A 25,933-nucleotide genomic window follows, 5' to 3' on the forward strand; every position below is an offset into this window, starting at 1 on the left:
AATAAATCCTGATTGATTCTATGAAGTGGAGATGACAGTTTTTTGACAGTTTGAAGGCAGTTTCAAGACAATTGAATTTTTATAAATAGCTAAAAAATATAAATTTAAAATAAAAAACCCCTGAAGCATGCTCAGGGATCTGATTCGGTTCATTTAAGCGGATGCTTTACGTTTTTCGAGTATTTTTCCAAACAATAAACCCAGTTCGAATAACATCCACATCGGTACTGCCAGCATAATCATCGACAAGGCGTCAGGTGGGGTTACAAACATGGCAACAAAGAAACAGCCGACCACAATGAAACGGCGTTTCTCAATCAGGCTCTGGGTACTCACCACACCAATTAAAATCAGAACCAGGGTAATGATGGGAATTTCGAAGGTAAAACCAAACACCAAAAACAGTTTTAAACAGAAACTTAAATAACTGTTGATATCGGTCATTGGGGCAACGGTTTCAGGTGAAACACTGATAAAGAAATGTAAAATTGCCGGCAAGGTAATAAAATAGGCAAAGGCTACACCCAGATAAAACAGCACGATACTGCCCAATAGCAGCGGAATAGCCAGATGGCGTTCCTTTTCATACAGGGCCGGTTTGATAAATGACCAGATCTGGTAAATGATATACGGCATGGCCAGCATGAATGCTACAAACAGATTCAGCTTGAATGGCGCCATGAATGTGGCGGTGACATCAGTCGCAATCATGGTTGAGCTGGCAGGTAGCTGTTGTCTTAACGGTTCTGAAAGCCATTGATAGGTCGTGTTTCTAAACGGCAATAAACAGAAGAACAGCAGAATCGTCACCCCGACAATCTTGAACAGATATTGACGGAGTACGATCAAATGCTGCATCACTGGCATTTGTTGCAGGGTTTCTTCAGGATTTACTGAGGTCGAAGGTAACTGGCTCATACGGCAATCTTTAATTCTGTATCAAACGGTTGAGTCGACAGACTCGGCTCAGGCTTGAAAGGTAATTGCTTGTGATATTCAAGACTGAACGGCAGGATCACTTGCTGCGGACTCAACCTATAGATGATAAAAGCTTTAGTCTCAGCTTTGACTTGTTCAGTCTCGGAAGGCGTTTGTGTATTTTTAAGCGCATCTAGCTGTTGTTGCATCCTGCGTTCAAGTTCTGTGATTTTATCAATTTCTTTTTGCATTTCTTCGCGGAACTCGGAAAGGCGAAGTTCGCGGTCAATTTCATTCTGAATATTGTTGATAAACTTTTTAATTTTTCCATACCATTTCGCTACGAACCGGGCAGCTTCTGGTAATTTATCAGGACCGAGCACCAGCAATGCAATCACTGCAAAGCAAAAGATCTCGGTCATTCCCAAATTCAGCATAGTCGTGCTCGCTTAACTTTTTACCGAGCTTTCAGTATTTTTAACTTGAGCATCAATAGTGCGAGGTTCATTTAAAGAGGCCGCCGTTTCGTCTTCTTTCATGGATTTTTTGAAATCTTTCACTGCGCCACCGACATCTTTACCCAGATTTTTAAGCTTTGATGTACCGAAAAGTAGAATCACCACGATTGCAAAAATCAGTACATGCCAAATTGATAAACCCGCCATTATTCTATTCCTATAAAACTTTGGATATATCTCAACAGTTTGGCATGACAAAGATGTGACATTTATATTGCAGTTTTAAGACAGTGTATTTATCCCATAATAAATAGTGCTAGCATAAGCAGCCTATCAAGACATGATAAAAAATAGATCGACATGACCTTCATTCTTCCAGTAAGTGCCTTTATATTCGGGCTATTGCTTGCTCAGTTCAGAGTCGCAGAACAGGCGAAGAAAGTCCTATCTTCCTTATTGGCACGGCTTTTTATCCCGGCGGTGATCATCTACAACATGGTGTTTTATCAGGCAGGCAGCTTGGCCTTGATGGGATTTAGTTTTATTACATCGATTATTTTATTTTATGGCTTTTTCCATTTTTCGAAGGATCGCTTACAAGCGCTCTGTGTAAGTTATAGCAACATCGGCTGGGTAGGTTTTCCATTTGCTATCGCCTTATTTGGAGAGCAGGTCAGCGCAGCCATGATTGCGTTATATATTGGTGGTTCACTGTTTGGCAATATCTGGGCGGTGGCTGCGGTTTCAGACGGGCCGACGGATTACCTTGCAACATTGCAAAAAGTACTGAAATCACCCCCTGTATTGGCCTTGTTCGCAGCCTTGGTTTTATGGCTGTTGGGAGGGCATCATTTGCAGGGCAATGCGCTGGTAGAAGGGGCGTATGAGATTGCCAAGTTTGGGATGAGCTTTGCCGGGATGTGCATTCTGGGAATGTGGCTGAGACATACCCGTGTACATGTGGCTGATTTGCTGCTGAGTACTCGAACCTTAATGTTCAAGCTATTCTGTGGCGTCATCATATGTACCATGACTTATTATTTTGTCGCCATGCCGCAGATTGAATTTTTGATTCCAGTTCTGTTTTTCTTATTCTGTTTACCGCCTGCCGCCAATATTGTGGCATTGGAGACGCATTATCAAGGGACAGGTGTTTCAGTCCGCTATATTGCTGCGGGAACCATCGTCAGTTGTATTGTGATTGTGATCTATGGTCTATTGCTACATATAAAAAGTGCCCTCATTTAGGAGAGCACTTGCGTGTTTTAAACCAGACTGGCTTTAAATAGCTGCATGGCTTGGCCACGATGACTGATCTTATTTTTCTCTGCCTTGCTGAGTTCGGCACTCGACACATTGAGTTCAGGTAGCCAAAATAAAGGGTCATAACCAAAGCCATTTTCGCCACGAGCTGCTGTTAAAATCTCACCTTTCCAGATACCTTGGAAAATTTGTGGCAGCGGGTCTTCTGCATGCGTGACCAGTGCGAGTACACACACAAACATCCCTTCAATCACTTCACCATCTTTACGAAAAGGTGCAAGATCGGCCAGCAACTTTTGATTATTGGCAGCATCGTTACCATGTTCGCCTGCATAGCGTGCAGAGTAGATGCCAGGCGCACCGCCTAAAACCGGAACACATAGCCCGGAGTCATCTGCAAGTGCAGGTTTACCTGAAAGCTTAGACGCATGACGTGCCTTGATAATGGCATTTTCAACAAAGCTGAGACCATCTTCGATGGCATCTTCAATATCCAGTTTGCCTTGAGGAATGATTTCAACAGGAAGGTTAAGCTGTTGAAAGAGGTGTTCAAATTCGACAACTTTGCCTTTGTTATTACTTGCAAGCACAAGGCTGCCTTGGTTGAGCCAGGATTGGGTAGACATATCCGTTTTCAGATCAGAAAAAATTAAAGAGGATTTTAGGCAAATTTTATGAAAATAGATACTTGATACATACAGGTATGTCTATTTTGTGAAATTTGTTATGCTTAGACTCGAAAGAATAAGAATAGAGGGTAAATGATGAGTCCGACCTTTTTACATGAATTGGCTATAGAGCAATTGCAGCAAATGTCTCAGGAAGATATTGAGCAGACTTTAAGGGCTGAACAGCTATATTGGGAGAATAAGCCACAGACGCTTCATTATCTTGCTGTAAATGGTGCTAAAACAAAAAATGGTGGTTTAGTTAGTACTTCTTATCATCATTATAAAATTGCAGAGATGTCGATTGCTCGTGTGGGCGATGACGTTATTTATAAGGATGGTACAACTTCTAAAATCATTTCAGGTGCAGGTCAAGCATGCGTACTTGATGGCGTGCCAGTTGCTTTGGTGGGGAGCCATTTAGAAAATGGTGATGAGATTATTGATAGTCCAAATACATCCGTTGCGATACGTATTTTTAAAGATCAGCCAAAAATCGATCAATTTCTAAGTTGTGATACCTCTCTAAAGGACTAAATTATGGCAAAAGGTTTTGCAATTCATAATGCATTTACAGATCACGGTGGCATGATTCCAGCAACCCAAATGATGAGTTCTCAGCAGGGAAATTTATTTGTAAGGGCGGGAGATGGGCATTTTTGTCCTAAATGTAGATGCTGGTCAACAGTGATAAAAAGCCATGATCATGTCATTTTTGATGGTAAACCTGTCGCTTATGTTGGTGATAAGCTAACGTGTGGTGCAACCATCATGCCTCAACAAACACATGTTGTTGGGAGCAGTGGCTCTGGAAGTACTATAACTACAGCAACATCATCTTTTGTAAATAACAAGCAAAATACAACGGATAGTTTTGTTGATACGAAATATGCGGTTGAACTTTTAGACGTGGATAACAAGCCTTTTATTCCTCTTGGAGTACCTTCTTTTGATGGAAAGCCATCGACAAAAGAATTGGTTTTTACAGCAAAAGTTAAACATGGAGCCTTTGAAGCTATTGCTTTAGCAGTAAAGCAAGATGGGGCGTTTGTTGAAGTTAAAAAAATTGAAAAAGCTTTTATATCGGGCTCAACGATAAAAATAGCTTGGGATGGTTTTATTAATGATTTGTATAATAGTAAGCTGTTTACGAAAGAAAGTGGGCTGACTGTTCAAATCAAAGGATATAATGGAGGTAGTGTTATATCGACAGATGAAAAAACATTTAAATTCAAATATTTTAAAAAAGATTGGATGGATGTTGTTATTGGAAGAAAAACCAAAAAGGTATATATAACCTTACGTGTCAATTTGACTGATGGTGGAGCTTCAGGATTATTTAATGGTCATTTCGTTCCAGATACACAGATTAAACGTTATAAAGTAGCGCCCTATAGAACACAAACTAAAGCTTTTAGTGAACTTCTTCAATTAGCATTGACTGGCATAAATTATTATTGGGGACGTAATAATACGCATCCAACAGGTAAATATATTTCTATACATGGTGAAAATTACGAAGTATTTGTAAAAGCGATTTCTTCAGTTTCAAATGCTATGCCAGAAATGAAGCTTAATTTTGTTACGAACGTTAACCCAAATGACCCTATGTTTAGAAGTTCAAATTCTATTATTTCTAGAAAAACTGCCTATATGACTGGATATTTAAATTTCGATGGTACTTGGGGTTTTTATGGAGAGGATTTATCTAGTAAGAAATTTAAAGAAACAGTGGCACATGAAACTGGACATGCAATTATCAGTGCGTATGCAGGTTCAAAAGAGTCTATAACACATCATGGATCATCTGAGATTTATCAATCTCCTAAAAAAGGAACGACATATCCAATGACTGGAGAAATGGATCTGATGAAATATGCAGAAGGTAGTCTTACCTCTATACCAGGATGGGACGCTAGACTTATTGCGAATGAAAAAGATGTTATTAGCCTTATATTTATTTCAGGAATTTCATTAAAATGAGAAAATTTTTAATTATTTTATCTCTAGTTTTCTTAGGGCTAACCTCTACAGCATGCACGAAAAAGATCTTATATCTTACTCCTGCGGTTGAAGGATATGTTTATGAGAATGTCAGTAAAAAACCGATAAAAGAGCAATTTGGAGTATTTGGTTTCAACGGGTTGACTGGTGAGAATGCCCCTAAAATAAAAATCGAGAAGAATGGTCATTTTGAAATTGCGCCAGTTACAAAATCCTATTATTTTATCCGTCCAAATGTTTTGAAATATAACTCTATGCCTCCAGAGATTTATATCGAGTTTGATGGGTATGAAGGAAAAGTTATAGATTACTCTAAATTTTATGGTGAACAAGTTTCTCAAGATAAAACTGGGTTTCAGTATTATAAGAAAATAAATATTAACATTGTTTATTTGGATCGAGAGGAATAAATCTTAATTGAATAGGTTGATATTGGGGGGATTGTTAGTTTTTTTGTTTTTAACTGTATCTTGTACGAAGAAAGTTATCTATCTTACCCCAGAAATTACAGGATATATCTATAATAAGAACTCTAAAAAGCCTTTAGTAAATCATAAGGGTTATATAGGTTTTACTTTGCCTACAGATAAAACTCCAAAAGTTTCATTAAGTTCGTCTGGTAAGTTTATAATATATCCACTTAAAAAAGAATATTATCTGTTTAGTCCCAATATTAGTGCTTACAAAGATTTGCCTTTACAGATATTTATATATATTGAAGGTTGTGATGGAGAAATACTGGATTACTCGAAGTTCTTTTGGGAACAAGTCCCAGAAGAAAAAATAGGCTTTGATTCTTATAATAAAATTGAAATAGGAAAAGTATATTTGGATCCTGAGAAATAGAATTTAATTTTGTGGCTATATGTTAAATAGCTATGATAAGTATTATTTGAAATTTTATTCTTAAGTCAAATTGTGAATTTTTGTGTATACGACTATGAAGATAATTTTTTTGTATTTTGCATTACAGGGCTAATTGCTTGTACACCGAAAAACTATTATTTAAAACCAGAGGTATATGGGCAAGTTTTTGATATTAAAACAAAAAAGCCCATTTCTAGTAGAGAAGGATATATCGGGTATAGCCTTAACGATAATACAAGTATTAAAACAGATGAGCATGGTCGATTTAAGATTACCCCTAAGGCCGAGTCTTATTATTTTTTTAGGCCGAATTTAAAAAAAATGTCCGCTAGCGCCCCACAAATTTATGTTTTTTTTGAAGATTATGAGCCTAGAATAGTGGACTATTCAAATGGAAAATCTCTTGAAGATATTAAAGAGAATCCTGGGGCGAGTTTTGGAAAAGGTAGATGTTGGTATTATCTATTTAGAACCAGAAAAGTAAAAGAACTTTGATCGAAGCGTTTAACAGGCAACTAAAAATTAGATCTAAATAAAAAACCGACTCTTACAAGTCGGTTTTTTATTACTTAATATCTCTAAACAAGATTATTGCGCTTGAATCCATTTATCAGCACGGTCACGTGCAGTACGAATCTGGTCTTGGGTCAAGTTTGCTGCCAGCGCCGTTTTCTTACCTTCAGAAAGCTTGATCACTTTGGTATCGAGCATGCCATCACGGGTTGAAAGCTCATACCACTGATAAGCGCCCATATAGTTTTTCTTTTGCTCTTCCATCATGGCAAGATTAAAGCTGGCACGGTTATCGCCATTGCTGGCTGCTTTCTCGAAATATTTACGTGCCAAAGCTTCGTCTTTCTTGGTGCCAATACCATCGGCATACATACGGCCCACATTCAATTGTGCTGCTGATAAACCTTGATCCGCAGCAGCCTTGAATAAGGTAAATGCCTGTTTCTCATCTTTAGCCACGTCTTTACCATACTGATAACGGGTCGCTAAATAAAATTGTGCCCCCGCCTGACCAGATTTGGCTGCGCTTTGTAATCCACCGATGTCCATCACTGAATAACGCGCTGCCTGTGTTGCGACCGATTGTGGTTGGGCAACATAGTCAGCGTGCGCTTGTATACTGATCAGACCAAATAAAAATGTGCTGATTAATGTCTTTTTCATAGAGCGCTCACTCGATAAATTGCGACTTCACCAAATAGGTTCGGCATATGCTTGCTGAGCATACTACCTTGTTGGTCACCATTAACGGCAAGTCGATTAATAATTTTAATCCGGTTCTCGGCACATAAGGCTTCAAAGTCACGGAAAGTACATAAATGAATATTCGGGGTGTTATACCACATATAAGGTAAAGCTTCCGAAACAGGCATTTTCCCTTTTAATGCAAGAAAAGAACGCGTCTTCCAATGCGCAAAGTTTGGAAAAGTAATAATTGCCTGTTTGCCGACACGCACCATATCACGGAGTAATACATCGGGTGCATCTACAGCTTGCAAAGCTTGTGCCATAACCACAGAGTCAAAAGACTGGTCGGCAAAGCGGCTTAAACCGAGGTTCAAGTCCTGTTGGATAATATTTAACCCCCGACTGATGGCAATTGCAATCTTTTCTTGATCAATTTCTAACCCATAGGCACGAATATTGTGCTGTTTGCTCATGTGAGCCAGCAATTCACCATCACCACAGCCTAAGTCTAACACGCTAGAGTTCGGGTTAATCCATTTTTCGGCAAGTTGTTGATCTATACGCATCAGTGCTGCTCCTGTCGTGTCGATTGCAACTGTTGTTCTCCACCTAAAAATGCCCGTAGTGTTTTTACATAGAGGGGAATAGGGAACAAGAATGAGTCGTGACCTTGCTCGGCATCAATATCCAGGTAGCTGACAGGCTTATGATTATCAATCAAGGCATCCACCAGTTCCTGTGAACGGCTCGGACTAAAACGCCAGTCCGTGGTAAATGAAATCACCAGAAACTGGCATTTCGGCTTACTCATGGCCTTTGTTAAAGAGTGCTCATATTCACGGGAAGGGTCAAAATAATCCAGTGCCTTGGTCATAATCAAGTACGTATTTGCATCGAAATTGCGACTAAATTGTTCGCCTTGGTAACGCAAATAGCTTTCAACCTGAAATTCGACATCGAAACCATACATAAATTTGCCTGACTTGAGGTCACGGCCAAATTTCTGCTTCATGGCTTCTTCAGATAAGTAGGTGATATGCCCGACCATACGTGCCAGAATCAGGCCACGTTTCGGATAGCTGTCATTTTCCAGATAGCGGCCATGATGGAAGTCTGGATCAGAGAGAATTGATTGGCGTGCCACCTCGTTAAAGGCAATATTTTGAGCTGATAATTTTGGTGCGCTGGCAATAACGGCACATTTTTTTAGGCGATCAGGGTAATCCAGTGACCATTGCAAGGCTTGCATGCCACCTAAAGAGCCACCAATAATGGAATACCAAACCTCAACACCGAGTCGGTCAGATAGCATGGCTTGGGTTTTGACCCAGTCCCGCACGGTAACCAGTGGAAAGTCTGGACCATAAGGACGATTTTCATTTTCTGGATTCGGTGAGGTTGGGCCGGTTGAGCCACTACAGCCCCCGATATTATTTAATGAAACAACAAAGAAATGGTCGGTATCAATTGCTTTTCCAGGGCCAATACAGCTATCCCACCAGCCTGCTTTTTTATCATCTTCATGATGATAGCCGGCAGCGTGATGATGTCCTGAGAGTGCATGACAAATCAGAATGGCATTGGATTTATCTGCATTGAGTGTTCCATAGGTTTCAACCATTAAATCAAAACGTGGCAATATGCGGCCACATTCAAGCTCTAGCGGTTGTTCAAATTGAAACTTTTGTGGAGTGACTAAACCCACTGAATCCGATGGAAAAGACACTGGAATGATTCGCCCTATAATAAATCATTAATAATAAAAGGATACCAATTCAGGTATCCTTTCAAAAGTCATTTTTTCTGATATTACAACTCAGCTTTACTGACGATTATGTGATATTTCACCGATCTACACGGCTGCGGCAGCCACTTGGTCGGTCGTCAACACACCTTGCTCAATCAAGCGGTTGGTACATGCAATAATGGCTTCAATTGATGAGGTCACGATGTTGTCATGTACGCCAGCGCCGAATGCACTCTTACCTGTACCTTTCACCTGAAGCTCAATCAAGGCAAGAGCTTTGGCATTGGCACCTGAACTGATGCTGCGCTCTTCGTAGTTCACCACGTCAATCGGTAACTGTAAAGCATTCAACATGGCCGAGATCGGGCCATTACCTTCACCGCGTAGACGTTGAATTTCACCATCAATTTCAACGTCTAATTCAATGATTTGTGTACCATTAATATCCGACAATTGATAATGCTTGGTGTGATAATGGCTGTTTTTCACATCCACATAGGTTTTTTCAAACAAAGACCAGATTTCATGGGCGCTGATTTCAGTGCCATTTTCATCGGTATGTTGCTGTACGATCTGGCTAAATTCGATTTGTACACGACGTGGCAAGGCAACGTTGTAATTCGACTCTAACAAGTAAGCAATACCACCTTTACCTGATTGGCTATTCACACGGATCACTGCATCATAGTCACGGCCCAAATCTTTCGGATCGATTGGTAAATAAGGCATATCCCAGATGTCTTCGTTTTTCTGGAACTCGAAACCTTTCTTAATCGCATCCTGGTGTGAACCCGAGAATGCGGTAAAGACTAAATCACCGGCATATGGATGACGAGGATGCACAGGTAAACCCGTACATTCTTCGACCGTTGCAATCACTTCATTGATATTTGAGAAGTCCAAGTTAGGTGCAACACCCTGGGTATACATGTTCAAGGCAATTGCCGCAACGTCAACGTTACCAGTACGTTCACCATTTCCAAATACACAGCCTTCAACACGGTCAGCACCTGCCATAATTGCCAATTCAGAGGCTGCGATACCGCAACCACGGTCATTGTGACAATGTACCGAGATAATCACGCCATCACGACGTGCCAAATTGCGGTGCATCCATTCGATTTGATCGGCATAGACATTCGGCGTCGACACTTCCACGGTTGCAGGCAAGTTCAAAATGACTTTATTGGTCGGTGAAGCTTCCCAGATTTCAGTCACCGCATCACAGACTTCCTTTGCGACTTCTAATTCGGTTGCGGTGAAACATTCGGGACTGTACTGGAAAATCCACTCAGTTGCCGGGTACTGTGCCGCATATTCCTTGACTTTACTTGCCGCATTCATGGCAAGCTGTTTTGAGCCGTTGGCATCGACATTCAAGACTTTCTTGCGGAAAGTCGGCGAGTTTGAATTATAGATATGCACGATGGCACGTTCTGCACCGACCAATGCTTCAAAAGTACGTTCAATCAAGTGATCACGTGCTTGCACCAATACTTCGATATAGACATCATCCGGAATCAAATTTTCTTCAATTAACTTACGGGTGAAGTCGAAGTCGATTTGAGAGGCAGAGGGGAAGCCGATTTCAATATGTTTAAAGCCAATCTTGACCAACATATGGAACATTTTTAATTTTTGTTCCATGTTCATCGGTTCAAAAATTGCCTGATTACCGTCACGAAGGTCGGTGCTCATCCAGATCGGTGCCTGATTGATTTCATTATTTGGCCACTGGCGATCGGGTAAATCGACGCGCTGGTACATACGGCGGTATTTTTTGCTTGGGTCAGCCAACATCATGAGATAACTCCTTGTCGTAGCATGGTTGCTGAGTCAAATAAAAGGCAACGTGCTACAAATATATATGGTGTCTATAAGAATTAATTTAAAGCGAATCTGGGGATCGAGTGCCTAAAAAGGTAGGCTAAAAATTTATACGCGCGCGAGGCGCAGCATCAGGAGAAGAGCAGCAAGATGTGTTGTATGAGACGGGTGGGTAAAGCCGCGATTTGTTTTCATCATCTACCATTCGTATGAGTTATTTAATTTTGCAGTTATATTAATCATCTAACTGGGTTCAGTCTAGGCGAAAATACAGACGGCTGCAAAGGTCTATAAAACATTTTAAAGACAATGCATGGAAAATATTTCCCTGTTTTTTGCACTATTTTAATTGTAATGGGGAAAATTTCCCGTAATTTTATGAATTAGAGATAAAAAAAATAATTTTATCTCTAAGATTTGAAAATTATGCGATTTATAGTTCAGACCACATCCGGATCAGGTTATGGTAAATATTGGTGAGTTTCATTACTTCTGGATAAGCATCGCCATGAGTTTTACGCAGTTCACGGATACTTTCATCTAAAGAGAAGAGCAGGTGTCGCTTGCTATCATCCCGAATTAGGCTTTGTACCCAAAAGAATGATGCGAAACGGGTTCCAGAGCCAATACTACTGACTTCATGCAAACTGGTTGATGGATAAAGCACCACATCACCAGCGGGAAGTTTGATCTCATGGTAACCATATGTATCCTCAACCACCAGTTCGCCGCCTTCGTATTCTTCCGGTTCGCTTAAGAACAGGGTGCAGGATAAATCGGTGCGGATTTGCTCGGATGTACCTCGAATCAGGCGAATCGAGTTGTCGACATGGAAGCCAAAGCTTTCAGATTCATCATAACGATTGAACAGGGGCGGAATAATTTTATGCGGTAATGCCGCAGCCTGAAACAGTGAATGTTGCCAGATCGCTTTGATCACAATATCACTAAGCGCATGGGTCAGGGGATCTTGTTCTGAAAGCTGCTGATTTTGTTTCACTGAAGCAGAGAGGGTCCCCGCAGTCACTTTTCCACCCACCCAATTTGCATCTGCCATTAACTGGCGGAATTCTGCAACTTGTTGTTTGCTTAATACATTGGGAATATGATGGATCACGCTGAACACCTTTTGAATATTTATTGCATTTGTAAAAATAGCCTCATGACGAGGCTATTTTATATGAACTCAGTTGAATGCCATAAAGTTATTATGGCGCTGTTACTTAGTATTTAAAATTAACAGCAAGTACCGCGTTACGACCATTACCTTCAAATGCATAATGTGCAGCATGTGCGCTGGTAAAGTAACGTTTATCGCCAATGTTATTCACGTTAAGTTGTAAATTTACATTTTTGTTTACATCGTATTTTGCCATTGCATTGTAGATGGTATAAGTTGGCAAGAATTTCGGTGCTGTTGTGTTTACAAACACTTGATCACGATATTCTGCGCCCGCACCTAGTGTTAAGTTCGGTAATACTTTATATGTTGACCATAAAGTTGCACTGTTTTTCGCAACGAATGGAAGTGGTTTACCTTCTTGCGCGACGGCATTATAAGCTGCCTTAGTGATTTCGCTGTCCAGATAGCTATAACCAGCAGAAATATCCCATTTATTGGTAATTTTGCCGTTTAAGCTCACTTCAAATCCATCTACTTTACTTTCACCCGCATTGGTGGTTGTGGTTGGATCAATTTGAATACGGGTATTTTGCTTTTCAGTACGGAAAATAGCTGCGGTTAAATTGGCACGTTCATTAAACAGGTCCCATTTGGTTCCGATTTCAAAAGTCCGTGCTTCTTCAGGCTTCAGGTTATTCACAATATCTGTTGTACCGAGCGCATTATCGCTGTTATCACCTTCAGCTAAAACACCCACTGGATTTGCAGAAGTCGCAAAACTTGCATAGATACTGCCTGCTTCAGTTGGCTTAAACACTAAACCGGCCTGATAAGTAAAGAAATCAGCGTCACTTTCGTATTTAGTGCCTTTAGCTGTGGCAACTTTAGAGTAGTCATAAGCGCCTTTATCTGTCGCATAGACATCTTTATTATATTTCTTCTCGGTATCAAATTTGTCCCAACGAACACCTAAGTTAAGTAACCATTGTGGGTTAAACTCAATACTGTCAAGGGCATAAACAGAGGCAGTACGGCTACGCGTAGTTGATTGTCCTTTGATACTGCCTAAACTGTCAGTAAAGCGACCATTGCCTGGATTATTTAAACCCGTACACCAGCCATTTGAAGTAGCGGAAGCTGTGTCACAACCACTGACATTCGAAGCCAGAATAGTTGAAGTCGTTTGGCCAGCCGCATTGGTAAAGGTGTGCATGCCCTGATCGGTATTTTGATAGCTCCACTCAGTACCTACATTAAATGAATGTTTAAATGCACCAGTGTTGAACTTGCCTCTTAAAGAAAGCTGATCGCTATACGCATCGGTATCCAGAATACGGCTTAAAGCACGGCGAGCAATTGTACCGCGGTAAATATTGCCATTTGAGTCATCCGCATTGGTATAGACATAGTCCGACTTCGATTTGTTATAAGTCATCACATTTGACAAGGTCAGATCTTCATTGAAATCGTGTTCCAACTTGAAGGTACCAATGTGATTTTCACGTTTGTCAAAATCACGATCTTTCCAGCCATAATAGGTGCCGGCTTTGACGCTTACTGGGCGACCATCACCTGGATTAAGCGTTACACCCGCAGGAGCGCGTGTTGGATTATTAAATGGAATACCAGCATCTGGTTCGTCATTACTACGTAAATAGTAATAGCTGAATGTACCGCGTGTTGCTGTGTCTAAGCCAAAAGCAAGGCTTGATGCGAGACCTGCACGAGCAAATTCTGCACCATTGTGTTGACCTGGTTTTTCATTTTCATGACCCATCACCACAACACGACCTGCGATACCATTGCCGAAATCTTTATTGGCATCCAGCTGGATATGGCGATAGTTGTCGGTACCCCCTTGAATGCTGCCCTGATATACATCACCCTGATGGGCCACTTTCGGGACAAGATTAATGCTACCACCCACACTGCCACCTCCACCGAGGGCAGAAGAAGAGCCTTTAATGACTTCAACCTGTTCAATCGCGAACATGTCACGGCTTTGTGAGGTGGTGTTACGTACACCATCTACATAAATTGATGATTGTCCACTATAACCACGAATATAGGGCATATCTGTAAATGGTGTACCACCTTCACCCGCACCTAAAGTAATCCCTGGCTCATAACGAAGTGCTTCGAGTAAGGTATTCGAGTTGGTATCTTTAATTAGTTTTTGAGAAAGGATAGAGACTGATTTCGGAGTGTCTTTAAGGGGTGCAACAAATTTTGCATTTGCAGAGTTATCAACCTTGAGGCTCTGTTCTTGTTCTGCATGCGCATGAATGGTTGGGAGTTGAACGGGTTGTTCTTGTGCAATCGCAGGTACTGCAATAACCGAAAGGGATGATGCAATTGCAGAAGAGACAAGTTTCTTCCGTGATTTGATAAACGACATGAGACACGCCTAAACAGTATAAAAATTCATGCAAAGAATAATCATTCTTATTTCTATATTCATTTGTTTGGAATTGATTTTTCCAATTCCTTAAGCTTTTAATTATGGAAATACGAATAAAGTTTTGTTCTGAAATGTAGTTAATTTGTTGATTTTTTTCTTTAATCTGGAAAAACGATTATTTTTTCTTAGTTTATTTTTAATTTAGATTTCTCTGTTTTATGCAAATTAACGCTGTCAAAAAAATTCTTGAGATAAATATTGACCAAAGTTATTGAATATCAATTTTTTAATTTTAATCTATCAACATCTAGAACATTTTATACGGTAATTGCCTAGGGAAAAGGACAATTTTTAGCATCCGATTTTGTATATCCTGAAAGTTGTCATATAATGTGGCACTTTAAAAATGTTACTACTAACTATATATCGAGGAAGCCATGCAAGTAACGACTGAAGCGGTTTCGGGCGTTGCCCGTCGTTTAAATGTTTCTGTACCGACGAGCCGTGTTAACGAGCAGTTTGAAGCTCGCTTAAAACGCACTGCCAAAACTGTGAAGATCAACGGCTTCCGTCCAGGTAAAGTGCCTTTAAATGTTGTTCGCCGTGAATATGGTGCGGGCATTTATCAAGAAGTTGTGAATGACGTCATTCGTGACAGCGTATTCGAAGCAATTCAACAAGAAAAAATCAATGCAGTGGGTATGCCAAACATTGAGAAAGTTGAAAACAAAGATGATGCTTTAGTTTTTGAAGCAACTGTTGAAGTTTATCCAGAAGTAGAAGTGAAAACTTTTGCTGATTTGGAAGTTGAACGTAAATCATCAGAAATCAACGATAAAGACGTTGACGTGATGATCGAAAACTTGCAAAAACAACGTCAAACTTGGGCTGTAACCAAAGGTATGGCGAAGAAAGACATGCAAGTGACTTTCGACTTCGAAGGTACTGTTGATGGTGAGAAGTTTGAAGGCGGCGCTGCTGAAGACTTTAAACTTGTACTTGGTTCAGGTCGTATGATCCCAGGTTTTGAAGACGGTATCGTTGGTATGAAAGCTGGCGAAGAAAAAGTTATCGATGTAACTTTCCCAGAAGACTACCAAGCTGAAAACTTGGCGGGTAAAGCGGCTCAATTCAAAATCACTGTGAAGCAAGTTGAAAAACCTAAACTTCCAGAAATCGATGCTGAATTCTTGAAAATCTTTGGCTTAACTGAAGAAGAAGGCCTAGACAAGTTAAAAGCTGACGTTCGTAAGAATATGGAACGTGAAGTTCGCAACGGTCTTCGTAACCAAGTTAAACAGGCTGCATTTGATGCGCTTGTTGCTGCGAACGAAATCGAAGTTCCAGCATCTATGGTTGCTCAAGAAATTGACCGTCAACGTCAACAAATGATCCAGCAATTCACGCAACAGTTTGGTGCTCAAGGTGCAGGCGCATTTGACAGCAGTATGCTTCCAGATGAATTGTTCAAAGAGCAAGCTGAAAAATCAGTGAAGCTTGGCGTATTGGTAAGCAAAGTATTGGCTGATGCTAAACTTGAAGTTGACCAATCACGTGTTGATGCTTACATCGATGACATGGCTTCTTCTTATGAAGATCCAACTGAAGTGGTTGAATATTTCAAAAATGACAAACAACAACGTGCTCAAATCGAAGCTGTTGTGTTAGAAGATCAGGTGGTTGATCACATCTTGGCTGCTGCTAAAGTAAAAGATGTTGCGATTAGCTACGAAGACTTATTGAAAGAACAACAAGCTCGTCGTGGCTAATCTTTCAAAAGTTGATTAAAGAAAAAAGGCGCTTAATGCGCCTTTTTTCTTTAGCATTGAGCTATATGTATAAGGTAGATCGTTAAAAAATGAATTGAGCAGTTATGGTTCTCATCTCGTTCTATTCTCTCGTATGCGAAATGCTGGGGAGCAGGGCTTGCAGAATCCGAAAATTCCTATCTTCGAAAGTATTGCTGCAAGTGCTTAAAACCCTATGTTATGAAAGTGTTAATTTCTCGAAAAATTACCAGATTTTAGTCTAAATAATCGAATATTTCAGATTGAACCTTTTGCAATTTCATCGATTATCCCTCATATTGTTGGCATAGATCGGGTCACAATAATTTAGGAATAAGTAAACATATGTATGTTCCAACAATTGAAAATGCTTTAGTTCCTGTTGTCGTTGAACAATCCTCTCGTGGTGAGCGTTCATTCGATATTTTTTCACGTCTATTACGTGAGCGTGTTATTTTCTTAACGGGTGAAGTTGAAGATAACATGGCGAACTTAATCGTTGCGCAGATGTTATTTCTTGAAGCAGAAAATCCAGAAAAAGACATCCACCTTTATATCAATTCACCAGGTGGTTCAGTCACTGCGGGTATGGCGATTTATGACACCATGCAGTTTATTAAACCTGATGTTGTCACTTACTGCATGGGTCAAGCTGCATCAATGGGTGCATTTTTGTTAAATGCGGGTGCCAAAGGAAAACGTTACTGTCTGGAAAATGCACGTGTCATGATTCATCAGCCACTGGGTGGTTTCCGTGGTCAGGCCTCTGATATCGAAATTCACGCGCGTGAAATTCTATTCATTAAAGAACGTTTAAACCGCTTGATGGCTGAACATAGCGGCCAGGATTATGAAACGGTTGCGCGTGACACAGATCGTGACAATTTCATGACTGCACAAGCAGCCAAAGAATATGGTTTAGTAGATGAAGTGCTAAGCAAACGTCCCTGATTTAGGACCTAAGTTTAAGATTTAAGTTGTGGAGTAAATATGTCCGAACATCCTCAAGGACAAAAACATTGTTCATTTTGTGGTAAGACGCAATCTGAAGTTGGAAAATTGATTGCTGGTGAGGACGCATATATTTGTAATGAGTGTGTGGATGTCTGCTTGGACCTGGTGCAAACCAGTCAACAAGTTGAAGCAGGTGATTGGGCAACCAAGTCATTGCCAAAACCACACGAAATACGTGCTGCCTTGGATCAATATGTAATCGGGCAAGATGTTGCCAAGAAGACCTTGTCTGTTGCGGTCTATAACCACTATAAGCGTTTGAAAGTGGGCCAGTCGAACCATGGGCATCAGGACATTGAAATTGCGAAAAGTAATATTCTGCTGATCGGCCCGACCGGTTCAGGTAAAACCTTACTGGCGCAAACGCTGGCACGTTTACTTGATGTACCATTTGCGATGGCAGATGCAACCACCTTAACCGAAGCCGGTTATGTGGGTGAAGATGTGGAAAACATCGTGCAGAAGTTATTGCAAAAAGCCGATTACGATGTAGAGAAAGCGCAAAAGGGCATTATCTATATTGATGAGATTGATAAGATTACCCGTAAATCTGAAAATCCTTCAATTACCCGTGATGTGTCTGGCGAAGGCGTACAACAAGCATTATTAAAAATGATTGAAGGTACGGTTGCTTCTATTCCGCCACAAGGTGGTCGTAAGCATCCACAGCAGGAATTCATCCAGATTGATACTGCCAATATCCTGTTTATTTGTGGTGGTGCATTCTCTGGTCTGGAAAAAATCGTACAGCAACGCCAAGAGAAGGGCGGAATCGGTTTTACCGCGGATGTGAAGAATAAAGATGACAGTAAAAAAGTCTCTGAATTGTTCCGTCAGGTTGAAGCAACGGATCTGGTTAAATTCGGTTTGATTCCTGAATTTATTGGTCGTTTGCCCGTGATTGCCACTTTAGAAGAGCTGGATGAAGAAGCATTGATGCAGATTCTGACAGAGCCTAAAAATGCATTGACACGTCAATACCAGTACCTGTTCACGATGGAAGATGTCGATCTGGTCTTTGATGAGTCTGCATTACGTGCTGTTGCGAAGAAAGCGCTGGATCGTAACACCGGTGCACGTGGTCTGCGTTCAATTCTGGAAAATGTCTTGCTTGAAACCATGTATGACTTACCAAGTCGTAGTGATGTCGGTACCGTGATTGTGGATGAAGCGGTGATTAATGGTACGGCGAAGCCAACCTTTAAGCCGGAACGTTTACCACAGACAGGTACACCCGAACTGATTGAAAAGAAGGATTTGAAGGTGGTCGATTCTAAATCGGCTTAATTCTCGTCCATCTGAAAAAGCATGAAAGGCTTGGCTTTTCATGCTTTTTTTATTTGCAATTGGGCAACGAGGTGTTAATCTTAAAATTGAAAAAAAATCCGCATAGTTTTGCGTTGTTAAAAATAAATTCAAGAAAACGCCTTGAGGGATGTCATGCGTTATTTAATAGTGTCATTATGTTGTGCAGGGGTGCTCGCTGGCTGTCAAAGCCATAAAGCTGTTGAAGAAAAACCAACCGCACTGACTGCAACATTACCCCCTGTGGATACAGAAAAAGAACCGGGTTTATTTGATCAATATCATGTCGGCGGCTTTAGTGTGGGCGGCTGGGTCAATCAAAAATTAGGGCAGTATTTCGCGCCGGTTAAACCGCAAAATGAACAAGCGGCGGTGGTCTACTTATACCGTCCAGATACGCGCTGGAACCGTCAGGAAATTGCAGCAGCCAATTTATTTATTAACGGACACCGTATTCCAAGTCTATTGCATAATCACTATTACTGGCTAGAATTACCCGCAGGGACCTATCGTCTGAGTGTGAGTCGGCCATTGGCTGGACTGCATTTCCAAAAGCCGAAATATCTGGACTTTACCGTCGATGCTGCTCAGACTTATTTCATCAAGTATGACGAAGAAAATAAAATTTCCCGTAGTGAACATACGGGACCATTTATGATCATGCCAGATAAAGTGGCACATCAGGAAATCGCCTTTACCCGGCTAAAATCATCCAGCTATAACTTTGTGGCACAAGATGCTTCAGGCAAGGTGCGTTCTAAGCCACAAGAGTTAAAACCAGCCAAGTATGACGCAAAGTCGGAAGTGCATCTGGTCAAACCGTTTAAGCTATGGAACCCGTTGACCTGGTAATCATGACAATGACAACAGCCGTTTACTCTTCCTGAATTAACGGTTTGATAATCGTCAGGAACTGCTCTTTAAGCTGTGAACTTTGTTGGGGATCGCTCAAGGTCTTTTGACTGATGTTATTCATGTATTGAAAAACATGAGTGGTGATTTGTAGGGTTTTCTGGTTAATCGACTGGCCTTCCGGTGTCTTTAAAAATTTTAAATAGGCTTGGACTTCTTCTTCACTAAGTGCATCGGCGTAGATTTTTTCAATCGCCTGAATGGTTTCAGGCCGGGCAAACATTTTTGCGCTGGTTTCTTTCAGTAGTTGACTCAGTTCCAGCACCGCGAGATGCTCTTGGGTGGTGGTGAGTTCATCCTTGCCCAGCACCCGTAACAGGATATTTTCAGCTTCAAGATCCAGTGTGGGCTGCATTTCATCCAGTGAGGTATTTAGGGCATGTTCAAGGTCACTGAGTTTGATCAGCTCTTTGATCGATTTGCTTTGTGCGGGAGATGCAAAGCTATGCTGGATATTGCCAAGTAAACTCAGACCAAGCAGCATGCTGAGTAAATATTTATTCATTTGCATTTCCTTATTCTTCTCATCTTTATAATCTAGCAGAAGCTTCAGGCAAAAAAATAGCCGAATACGATGATTCGGCTATGATTATTGTATGAGTATTATTTATGACGCAGCGGCATCAACCACTGGAATCTTGCCAATTTTGGCTTGCCAGATTTTTGGTGCAGTGGCATGGATTGAAGTACCATTTACATCAACCGCAACAGAGACCGGCATATCTTCAACCACGAACTTGTAGATTGCTTCCATACCTAAATCAGCAAAGGCCACCACTTCAGCTTCACGGACTGCTTTAGATACAAGGTAAGCAGCACCACCAACAGCCATCAAATAAGTTGCCTGGTTGTCTTTGATTGCCTCAATTGCAGCAGGACCACGATCCGCTTTACCGATCATACCGAACAAGCCAGTTGCTTCTAGCACTTGACGGGTAAACTTGTCCATACGGGTTGCTGTTGTTGGGCCTGCAGGACCAACCACTTCATCACCGACTGGATCGACTGGACCCACGTAGTAAATGAATTTACCTTTTAGATCGACTGGAAGCTCTTCGCCATTGTTGAGCATGTCGACCATGCGCTTATGTGCAGCATCACGACCGGTATAAATCGTACCGTTCAACAATAATGTATCACCTGGCTTCCAGGCATTCATTTCTTCTTGCGTAATGGTATCAAGGTTGACACGCTTCGATTGAGACGAATCCCAAGTCACAGCAGGATAGTCTTCAAGTTTTGGTGCTTGAATGTGCGCAACGCCTGAACCGTCTAACTGGAAGTGTGCATGACGAGTTGCAGCACAGTTTGGAATCATACCGACTGGCTTACCTGCTGCGTGGCATGGGTAATCCTTGATTTTAATATCAAGTACTGTGGTTAAACCACCAAGACCTTGTGCACCAATACCTAATGCATTCACTTTCTCGAAGATCTCGATACGGAGTTCTTCCATCTTGTTTTGTGGACCGCGACGTAGTAATTCGTCCATGTTGATTTCTTCCATGAGTGCTTCTTTCGCAAGCATCATGGCTTTTTCGGCAGTACCACCGATACCGATACCGAGCATACCTGGTGGACACCAGCCTGCACCCATGGTTGGAACAGTTTTAAGTACCCAGTCCACGATTGAATCAGACGGATTCAGCATCGCAAGTTTAGATTTGTTTTCTGAACCGCCACCTTTTGCAGCCACGGTAATATCGACTTTATTCCCAGGTACGAGTTTGTAGTGGATGACGGCAGGGGTATTGTCTTTGGTATTCTTACGACCAAAAGCCGGATCTGCTAAAACTGAAGCACGGAGTACGTTTGAGTTCTCTAGGTAACCTTGGCGTACGCCTTCGTTGACTGCATCATCCAGACTCATGGTTAAATCAAATTTAACGTCCAGGCCAACTTCAAGGAAAACGTTAACAATCCCTGTATCCTGACAGATTGGTCGGTGACCTTCAGCGCACATACGTGAGTTGATGAGGATCTGTGCAATAGCATCTTTTGCAGCTTTGTTTTCTTCACGATCATAGGCACGGCTCATCGCTTGGATGAAGTCTTGCGGGTGATAGTAAGAAATAAACTGCAGGGCATCCTTGATTGATGTAATCAAGTCATCTTGTTTGATGATCGTTGTCATATCAAATTTCTCTTGAGCGGGCGATTAGCTGGCGGGCTAAATTATATGACAAAAAGGAATGATTGTGGGAGTTTTAGCTTAGATTTGGCGAAAGGTCTAACAATGAAAACCGAACGTAAGAATATATCAGGAGAAATTTCTGTTTTAGTTTTTTCGGATTTGCGAAGGCGAATAACCAAACTGCTTTTTAAAACGATTGCTAAAATGACTACTGGAACTAAAGCCATATTGGGTCGCAATTTCAGTCAAATTCAGACTGCTGCTGTGTAATGCCTGATGTGCCAGTTCAAGACGACGTTGCATCACATACTGATGCGGAGGCATCTGCATCGATTGTTTGAACATATGGGCAAAATGATACTCGCTGAGTTGTGCTTGCTGAGCCAGATCCGATAAGGTCAGACTCAAATGGAGATGTTGATCAATCCATTCCAGTAACTGCTTAAGCACATAAGGCGAGAGACCACCTTTGACTTCAGGCGCTTGCCATTGGGCATGACTGTAATTTTTAATCAGATGATTCAGTAACAGTGTAGTCGCGGTACTCATCTGCAAATGATTTTCACGTTCTTGCCAGGCACCATTGAGTAAAAAATGCCGATAGAGCATGGAAATTTGTGGGTCCGCTACAAAAATCTGCGGATTAAGGACGATCTGGCTGGGTTCGCGATCCCAGACTTGTTCTGCCACGCGTTGTAAATGCTGTTCTGTATAGTACAAATGTACAAATGTCAGTGGATCACGCAGATCCCAGGTCGATTCAAAATCCTGTGGCATCAGGCACATCCGATCAGGTCCACCCCCATTGTGCCAACCTTGCGCCGTCTTTTGATAGCTTTCATAACCCCCTTGAACATACATGCTTAAGGTATGGTGATTACTACAGACACTGACCCGGTCCTGATTGTTTTGCCACATGGCCAACTGCATACCCGAACCCAGTTCTACCGAGTCGAGCAATTGCGCTTTATATTGCTGTAATTGATCTAGAATCTGATATTTCATCTTCTATACGCAGTGCCAAATATGATCCAGTTAAGTGTAGAACGTTCAGCCAGTTTTGTCATCTGGTCAAAAAAATCCGAGAAAAACGCAAATCCATGATAAGCACCGCAAGATTGTGCAAGAACCCGGGCCATCAAATCTCGCAAAATAATCGTCTTGGTGATTAAGTTGGGTTTAAAAGAGATGAATGCGCTGTTATATGCTTTGGTGGTGGTGATTTGGGGAACCACATGGATTGCCATTACCTTGCAACAACAAAGTGGAATTTCAGCCAATGTTGCGGTGTTCTGGCGTTTCTTTATCTCAGCACTGGTGTTATTTGGTTTTATTGCGCTCAGCCGGAAATTGCAAAAGCTGGCAGCTAAAGATCACTTATTCTGTATGTTACAGGCCTGCTGTATTTTCGGCTTTAACTTTGTCTGTTTCTACTATGCGGTGCAATATATCAGCAGTGGTTTAGAAGCGGTCATTTTCTCGATGGCGGTGATTTTCAATACCCTTAATGCCCGATTATTTTTTTCTCAGCAGGTTTCTTCACGCTTTTATCCTGCCGCCTTACTTGGTGTGCTGGGAATTATTGCCTTGTTCTGGCATGACGTGGTAGGCACCACTCTAAATCGCAATACTTTGATGGGTATCGGGCTATGTATCCTAGGCACCTATGGTTTCTCTTTGGGGAATATGATCAGTACCCGGCATCAGAAACATGGGCTGGATATTTTTACCACTAATGCCTATGCCATGTTGTATGGTTCATTATTGATGGCTTTGATCTCATGGTTTAAACAGGACAATTTTTTCCCGAGCATGTCCTTTAGTGCAGTCAGTGCGTTGCTGTATTTAGCAATCTTTGGCTCGGTGATTGGCTTTACTGCCTATTTCTTTCTGGTGGGGCGTATTGGTGCAGGCAAGGCGGCGTATAGTACTTTGCTGTTTCCTTTGGTGGCTTTGGTCATCTCGACGGTATGGGAAGGTTATCACTGGCAAATGAATGCTGTCATCGGGGTGATTTTGATTCTATGCGGTAATGCAATTTTCTTTGTGAAGGGGCCGCAGTTCAAAAGAATTGGGGTTTCAAAACGTGCTTAATTAAAACTTCTACAATAAAAAGCCATCTACTCTTTATTAGTGTAGATGGCTTTTTTATGACTCTATAATCAATTTAATCTTGCTGTTTGGCCTGAATCGCAGTTAAAGCAATGGTAAATACAATATCATCTACCAATGCCCCACGGGACAAGTCATTCACAGGCTTATTCAGGCCTTGTAACATCGGGCCGACACTGACTACATTCGCTGCACGTTGCACCGCTTTATAGGTAGTATTGCCTGTATTCAGGTCCGGGAAGATAAATACATTGGCACGGCCCGCCACTTGAGAATCAGGCGCTTTCTGGCGACCAACGCTTTCGACTGAAGCAGCATCGTATTGCAATGGTCCATCGATCAATAAATCAGGGCGACGCTGTTGTGCAATTTTGGTGGCTTCAGCCACTTTCTCAACATCAGCCCCTGTACCCGAAGTTCCTGTTGAATAGCTGATCATGGCTATACGCGGATCAAGACCGAAGGCTTTAGCCGAATCAGCTGACTGAATGGCAATTTCAGCCAGCTGTTCGGCATCTGGATCAGGGTTAATGGCACAGTCACCATACACATAGACTTCATCTGGCAACAGCATAAAAAAGATCGAGGACACCAGTGAATAGTTCGGTGCAGTTTTAATTAACTGAAATGCAGGACGCACGGTATTGGCGGTGGTATGAATCGCACCTGAAACCAGACCATCAACTTGATCCAGCGCCAGCATCATAGTGCCAAGCACTACGGTATCTTGTAACTGTGCTTTGGCTTGTAAGGCATCCAGCTTGCTTTTACGCAGTTCCACCATCGGCTCAATGTATTGGTCGCGGATGCGATCCGGATCAATAATTTCCAAGTCCTCAGGCAGTTGAATACCTCGTGCTTTTGCCACTTCCGCCACTGATTCCGGTTTTGCCAATAACACACATTGTGCAATACCACGTGTCTGGCAAATTACTGCGGCCTGTACGGTACGAGGTTCATCACCCTCAGGTAATACAATCCGTTTCTTGGCTGAAATCGATTTCTGTACCAGCTCATAGCGGAAAGCAGACGGTGACAGACGAGGGTGTAGATTGTTCTGGGTATGTTGATCAAGCCAGTGATTATCAATATGGCTGGACACAAAACGCGTCACTTGTTCGGCACGTTCAGTATCATCAATTGGAATTTCATTGCCAAAGCGATGCAGCAGTTGCGCCGTTTCCAAAGTGTCTAAGGGCGTGTGCAAAATAGGTAAGCCTTGTTTAATCGCACTTTGGCAAAATTCTAAAACATTGTCCGCAGGAGCTGCCTGTTCAGTTAAAACCAGACCTGCGAGCGGTGTACCATTGCTGCTGGCAAGGCTCGCTGCCAGGAGCGCATCGGTGCGTTGTGAGGCGCTAATGATCAGTTCCCCTGCCACAAACTTATGCAGCTCTGATTCGATATTGGATGCAATTAAACTGGTATGCAGAATGCGACGTTGTTTGGCTTCACCTTGATGCAACCAGGTTCCTTTAATCACTGGGGCAATATCCAGACTACGCGGTACACTGAGAATATTACTGAAGGGCACCAGTCCAATAATCGGTAGGTCATTTGTGCCCATATAACGATTATAGCGTTGCAGTTCTAGGGCAAAGGCTTCGATGTGTTTGTCTAGGCGTAAGCTTGGGTCCAGCGTTACTGGAATTTCTGCGGTGCCTTCTGGAAGTCCTTTGGTGCGCATGAACAGCACGCCAGTGGTCCGCGCCGATGCGGCGCCGCCAAACTGGCGTAAATGGGCATCGACTTTTTCCGCTGTTTTACGAGGATCGGCCAGATCGGCAGTACTGACCAGAACCACTTGGGCATCGAGTGCTTGCGCGAGTGCTGCATTGATTTCGCTGGCAAAATGATCTTGCCCATTTGGCACTAGCCCTTCAACAATAATCACATCATGATTGGCGGCAATCTGGCGATGCAGTGCTACAGCTTCTTCCAGCAATTCATCGGTTTCGCCCAAGGCAATCAACTGGGTCAGTTTTTCATAGCTAATCGGTTCAACCGAAGGGTGTTGAAATAAATGATGGTAGAGCGTGGTGGTGCGATCTACAGGTGCATCGGCAATCTGTGAAAATGGCTTGAGGAAACCCGCATTGATCCCTTTACAGTCCAGCGCATAAATCATGCCTAAACAGGCAGAGGTTAAACCAACACCTTCCCCGGTAGGGATGAGTAAAATCGTATTCATAC

24 protein-coding genes and 1 pseudogene are annotated in these 25,933 nt (G+C 41.9%); 11 read left to right on the top strand and 14 right to left on the bottom strand.

The genetic code is table 11. The features are described 5' to 3' along the window. Positions 1–153 precede the first annotated feature (153 nt). Genes tatC through tatA form a run of 3 tightly spaced genes read right to left on the bottom strand, consistent with a single transcriptional unit; the run spans position 154 to position 1,583 of the window. Positions 154–918, bottom strand: coding sequence for a twin-arginine translocase subunit TatC (tatC, locus tag J699_RS07415; RefSeq protein ID WP_005283090.1), 765 nt, complete (start codon positions 916–918; stop codon positions 154–156). Next, positions 915–1,355: a Sec-independent protein translocase protein TatB gene (tatB, locus tag J699_RS07410; protein WP_032868697.1), complete on the bottom strand. Its 441-nt coding sequence runs from the start codon at positions 1,353–1,355 to the stop codon at positions 915–917. Before tatB ends, tatC begins: the two co-directional genes overlap by 4 nt. 12 nt (positions 1,356–1,367) lie before the next feature. Beyond that, on the bottom strand, positions 1,368–1,583 hold the full coding sequence (tatA, locus tag J699_RS07405) for a Sec-independent protein translocase subunit TatA (RefSeq protein WP_032876465.1): 216 nt from the start codon (positions 1,581–1,583) through the stop codon (positions 1,368–1,370). Positions 1,584–1,736: 153 nt separating this feature from the next. Between tatA and J699_RS07400 the strand changes: the two genes are divergently transcribed. Next, the gene (locus tag J699_RS07400) at positions 1,737–2,624 is read left to right on the top strand and encodes a permease (protein ID WP_032882843.1); all 888 of its coding nucleotides are present in this window, start codon (positions 1,737–1,739) and stop codon (positions 2,622–2,624) included. Between the two features lie 17 nt (positions 2,625–2,641). On the opposite strand, the gene rdgB is transcribed toward J699_RS07400, so the two are convergent. Next, positions 2,642–3,265: an RdgB/HAM1 family non-canonical purine NTP pyrophosphatase gene (rdgB, locus tag J699_RS07395; protein WP_032868701.1), complete on the bottom strand. Its 624-nt coding sequence runs from the start codon at positions 3,263–3,265 to the stop codon at positions 2,642–2,644. A 135-nt stretch (positions 3,266–3,400) separates the two neighbouring features. On the opposite strand from rdgB, the gene J699_RS07390 reads away from it, so the two are divergent. From J699_RS07390 to J699_RS0218745, 5 genes and pseudogenes are all read left to right on the top strand, one after another. Then, positions 3,401–3,844: a PAAR domain-containing protein gene (locus tag J699_RS07390; RefSeq protein ID WP_032882845.1), complete on the top strand. Its 444-nt coding sequence runs from the start codon at positions 3,401–3,403 to the stop codon at positions 3,842–3,844. A 3-nt stretch (positions 3,845–3,847) separates the two neighbouring features. Next, positions 3,848–4,120, top strand: a pseudogene (locus J699_RS19350) (PAAR domain-containing protein); the annotation flags it as partial. A gap of 1,166 nt (positions 4,121–5,286) precedes the next feature. Further along, complete coding sequence (locus J699_RS07385) at positions 5,287–5,721, top strand: hypothetical protein (RefSeq protein ID WP_032868703.1); 435 nt, start codon at positions 5,287–5,289, stop codon at positions 5,719–5,721. Positions 5,722–5,743: 22 nt separating this feature from the next. Continuing rightward, positions 5,744–6,157: a hypothetical protein gene (locus tag J699_RS0218740; protein ID WP_032868759.1), complete on the top strand. Its 414-nt coding sequence runs from the start codon at positions 5,744–5,746 to the stop codon at positions 6,155–6,157. Positions 6,158–6,229: 72 nt separating this feature from the next. Then, positions 6,230–6,673, top strand: coding sequence for a hypothetical protein (locus J699_RS0218745; protein WP_228131927.1), 444 nt, complete (start codon positions 6,230–6,232; stop codon positions 6,671–6,673). 93 nt (positions 6,674–6,766) lie between these two features. Here J699_RS0218745 and J699_RS07380 read toward each other — a convergent pair whose 3' ends face one another. From J699_RS07380 to J699_RS07355, 6 genes are all read right to left on the bottom strand, one after another. Further along, positions 6,767–7,354 carry a tetratricopeptide repeat protein gene (locus J699_RS07380; protein ID WP_005227336.1) on the bottom strand — a complete coding sequence of 196 codons (588 nt, stop codon included), beginning with the start codon at positions 7,352–7,354 and terminating at the stop codon, positions 6,767–6,769. Next, the gene (metW, locus tag J699_RS07375) at positions 7,351–7,944 is read right to left on the bottom strand and encodes a methionine biosynthesis protein MetW (RefSeq protein ID WP_004775800.1); all 594 of its coding nucleotides are present in this window, start codon (positions 7,942–7,944) and stop codon (positions 7,351–7,353) included. The genes J699_RS07380 and metW overlap by 4 nt, the downstream gene beginning before the upstream one ends. Beyond that, entirely contained in the window at positions 7,944–9,104 is a 1,161-nt protein-coding gene (gene metX / locus J699_RS07370) for a homoserine O-succinyltransferase MetX (RefSeq protein WP_032868705.1), read from the bottom strand. The genes metW and metX overlap by 1 nt, the downstream gene beginning before the upstream one ends. 126 nt (positions 9,105–9,230) lie before the next feature. After that, positions 9,231–10,928: a 2-isopropylmalate synthase gene (leuA, locus tag J699_RS07365; RefSeq protein ID WP_032868706.1), complete on the bottom strand. Its 1,698-nt coding sequence runs from the start codon at positions 10,926–10,928 to the stop codon at positions 9,231–9,233. Between the two features lie 457 nt (positions 10,929–11,385). Further along, the gene (locus J699_RS07360; protein WP_032868761.1) at positions 11,386–12,069 is read right to left on the bottom strand and encodes a Fe2+-dependent dioxygenase; all 684 of its coding nucleotides are present in this window, start codon (positions 12,067–12,069) and stop codon (positions 11,386–11,388) included. 106 nt (positions 12,070–12,175) lie between these two features. Further along, positions 12,176–14,473 carry a TonB-dependent receptor gene (locus J699_RS07355; RefSeq protein ID WP_032868707.1) on the bottom strand — a complete coding sequence of 766 codons (2,298 nt, stop codon included), beginning with the start codon at positions 14,471–14,473 and terminating at the stop codon, positions 12,176–12,178. 440 nt (positions 14,474–14,913) lie between these two features. Between J699_RS07355 and tig the strand changes: the two genes are divergently transcribed. The 4 genes from tig to J699_RS07335 all read left to right on the top strand — a co-directional run bounded on the left by tig (position 14,914) and on the right by J699_RS07335 (position 19,434). Next, positions 14,914–16,245 carry a trigger factor gene (tig, locus tag J699_RS07350; protein ID WP_005227325.1) on the top strand — a complete coding sequence of 444 codons (1,332 nt, stop codon included), beginning with the start codon at positions 14,914–14,916 and terminating at the stop codon, positions 16,243–16,245. Between the two features lie 363 nt (positions 16,246–16,608). Further along, positions 16,609–17,214 (top strand): ATP-dependent Clp endopeptidase proteolytic subunit ClpP, encoded by a 606-nt coding sequence (gene clpP / locus J699_RS07345; RefSeq protein WP_004775790.1) that lies wholly within the window; start codon positions 16,609–16,611, stop codon positions 17,212–17,214. A gap of 39 nt (positions 17,215–17,253) precedes the next feature. Next, positions 17,254–18,564, top strand: a complete 1,311-nt coding sequence (clpX, locus tag J699_RS07340; RefSeq protein WP_032868708.1) for an ATP-dependent Clp protease ATP-binding subunit ClpX — start codon at positions 17,254–17,256, stop codon at positions 18,562–18,564. Positions 18,565–18,717: 153 nt separating this feature from the next. After that, positions 18,718–19,434, top strand: coding sequence for a DUF2846 domain-containing protein (locus J699_RS07335; protein ID WP_032868709.1), 717 nt, complete (start codon positions 18,718–18,720; stop codon positions 19,432–19,434). A 22-nt stretch (positions 19,435–19,456) separates the two neighbouring features. Here the strand turns inward: J699_RS07335 and J699_RS07330 are convergent, their stop codons facing one another. The 3 genes from J699_RS07330 to J699_RS07320 all read right to left on the bottom strand — a co-directional run bounded on the left by J699_RS07330 (position 19,457) and on the right by J699_RS07320 (position 22,633). After that, positions 19,457–19,999 (bottom strand): DUF2059 domain-containing protein, encoded by a 543-nt coding sequence (locus tag J699_RS07330; protein WP_005227322.1) that lies wholly within the window; start codon positions 19,997–19,999, stop codon positions 19,457–19,459. A 102-nt stretch (positions 20,000–20,101) separates the two neighbouring features. After that, complete coding sequence (locus J699_RS07325) at positions 20,102–21,628, bottom strand: fumarate hydratase (protein ID WP_005227321.1); 1,527 nt, start codon at positions 21,626–21,628, stop codon at positions 20,102–20,104. 144 nt (positions 21,629–21,772) lie between these two features. Next, complete coding sequence (locus J699_RS07320; protein ID WP_032868710.1) at positions 21,773–22,633, bottom strand: helix-turn-helix domain-containing protein; 861 nt, start codon at positions 22,631–22,633, stop codon at positions 21,773–21,775. Positions 22,634–22,816: 183 nt separating this feature from the next. Here J699_RS07320 and J699_RS07315 point away from each other — a divergent pair, with 183 nt between their 5' ends. Then, positions 22,817–23,722 carry a DMT family transporter gene (locus tag J699_RS07315; RefSeq protein WP_032868762.1) on the top strand — a complete coding sequence of 302 codons (906 nt, stop codon included), beginning with the start codon at positions 22,817–22,819 and terminating at the stop codon, positions 23,720–23,722. Positions 23,723–23,795: 73 nt separating this feature from the next. On the opposite strand, the gene pta is transcribed toward J699_RS07315, so the two are convergent. After that, entirely contained in the window at positions 23,796–25,931 is a 2,136-nt protein-coding gene (gene pta, locus J699_RS07310) for a phosphate acetyltransferase (protein WP_032868712.1), read from the bottom strand. Positions 25,932–25,933: the final 2 nt, after the last annotated feature.

This window comes from Acinetobacter sp. 1000160 (assembly GCF_000588715.1).
GTDB lineage: Bacteria > Pseudomonadota > Gammaproteobacteria > Pseudomonadales > Moraxellaceae > Acinetobacter > Acinetobacter courvalinii.

Coding starts and splice junctions, on each gene's coding strand:
- tatA (WP_032876465.1), bottom strand. CDS start 1,583: ATGGCGGGTTTATCAATTTGGCATGTACTGATTTTTGCAATCGTGGTG.
- leuA (WP_032868706.1), bottom strand. CDS start 10,928: ATGATGTTGGCTGACCCAAGCAAAAAATACCGCCGTATGTACCAGCGC.
- J699_RS07335 (WP_032868709.1), top strand. CDS start 18,718: ATGCGTTATTTAATAGTGTCATTATGTTGTGCAGGGGTGCTCGCTGGC.
- J699_RS07325 (WP_005227321.1), bottom strand. CDS start 21,628: ATGACAACGATCATCAAACAAGATGACTTGATTACATCAATCAAGGAT.
- J699_RS07315 (WP_032868762.1), top strand. CDS start 22,817: ATGAATGCGCTGTTATATGCTTTGGTGGTGGTGATTTGGGGAACCACA.
- J699_RS07320 (WP_032868710.1), bottom strand. CDS start 22,633: ATGAAATATCAGATTCTAGATCAATTACAGCAATATAAAGCGCAATTG.
- tig (WP_005227325.1), top strand. CDS start 14,914: ATGCAAGTAACGACTGAAGCGGTTTCGGGCGTTGCCCGTCGTTTAAAT.
- metW (WP_004775800.1), bottom strand. CDS start 7,944: ATGCGTATAGATCAACAACTTGCCGAAAAATGGATTAACCCGAACTCT.
- tatB (WP_032868697.1), bottom strand. CDS start 1,355: ATGCTGAATTTGGGAATGACCGAGATCTTTTGCTTTGCAGTGATTGCA.
- pta (WP_032868712.1), bottom strand. CDS start 25,931: ATGAATACGATTTTACTCATCCCTACCGGGGAAGGTGTTGGTTTAACC.
- J699_RS07355 (WP_032868707.1), bottom strand. CDS start 14,473: ATGTCGTTTATCAAATCACGGAAGAAACTTGTCTCTTCTGCAATTGCA.
- J699_RS07400 (WP_032882843.1), top strand. CDS start 1,737: ATGACCTTCATTCTTCCAGTAAGTGCCTTTATATTCGGGCTATTGCTT.
- clpP (WP_004775790.1), top strand. CDS start 16,609: ATGTATGTTCCAACAATTGAAAATGCTTTAGTTCCTGTTGTCGTTGAA.
- rdgB (WP_032868701.1), bottom strand. CDS start 3,265: ATGTCTACCCAATCCTGGCTCAACCAAGGCAGCCTTGTGCTTGCAAGT.
- J699_RS07330 (WP_005227322.1), bottom strand. CDS start 19,999: ATGAATAAATATTTACTCAGCATGCTGCTTGGTCTGAGTTTACTTGGC.
- J699_RS07385 (WP_032868703.1), top strand. CDS start 5,287: ATGAGAAAATTTTTAATTATTTTATCTCTAGTTTTCTTAGGGCTAACC.
- tatC (WP_005283090.1), bottom strand. CDS start 918: ATGAGCCAGTTACCTTCGACCTCAGTAAATCCTGAAGAAACCCTGCAA.
- J699_RS07390 (WP_032882845.1), top strand. CDS start 3,401: ATGATGAGTCCGACCTTTTTACATGAATTGGCTATAGAGCAATTGCAG.
- J699_RS07380 (WP_005227336.1), bottom strand. CDS start 7,354: ATGAAAAAGACATTAATCAGCACATTTTTATTTGGTCTGATCAGTATA.
- clpX (WP_032868708.1), top strand. CDS start 17,254: ATGTCCGAACATCCTCAAGGACAAAAACATTGTTCATTTTGTGGTAAG.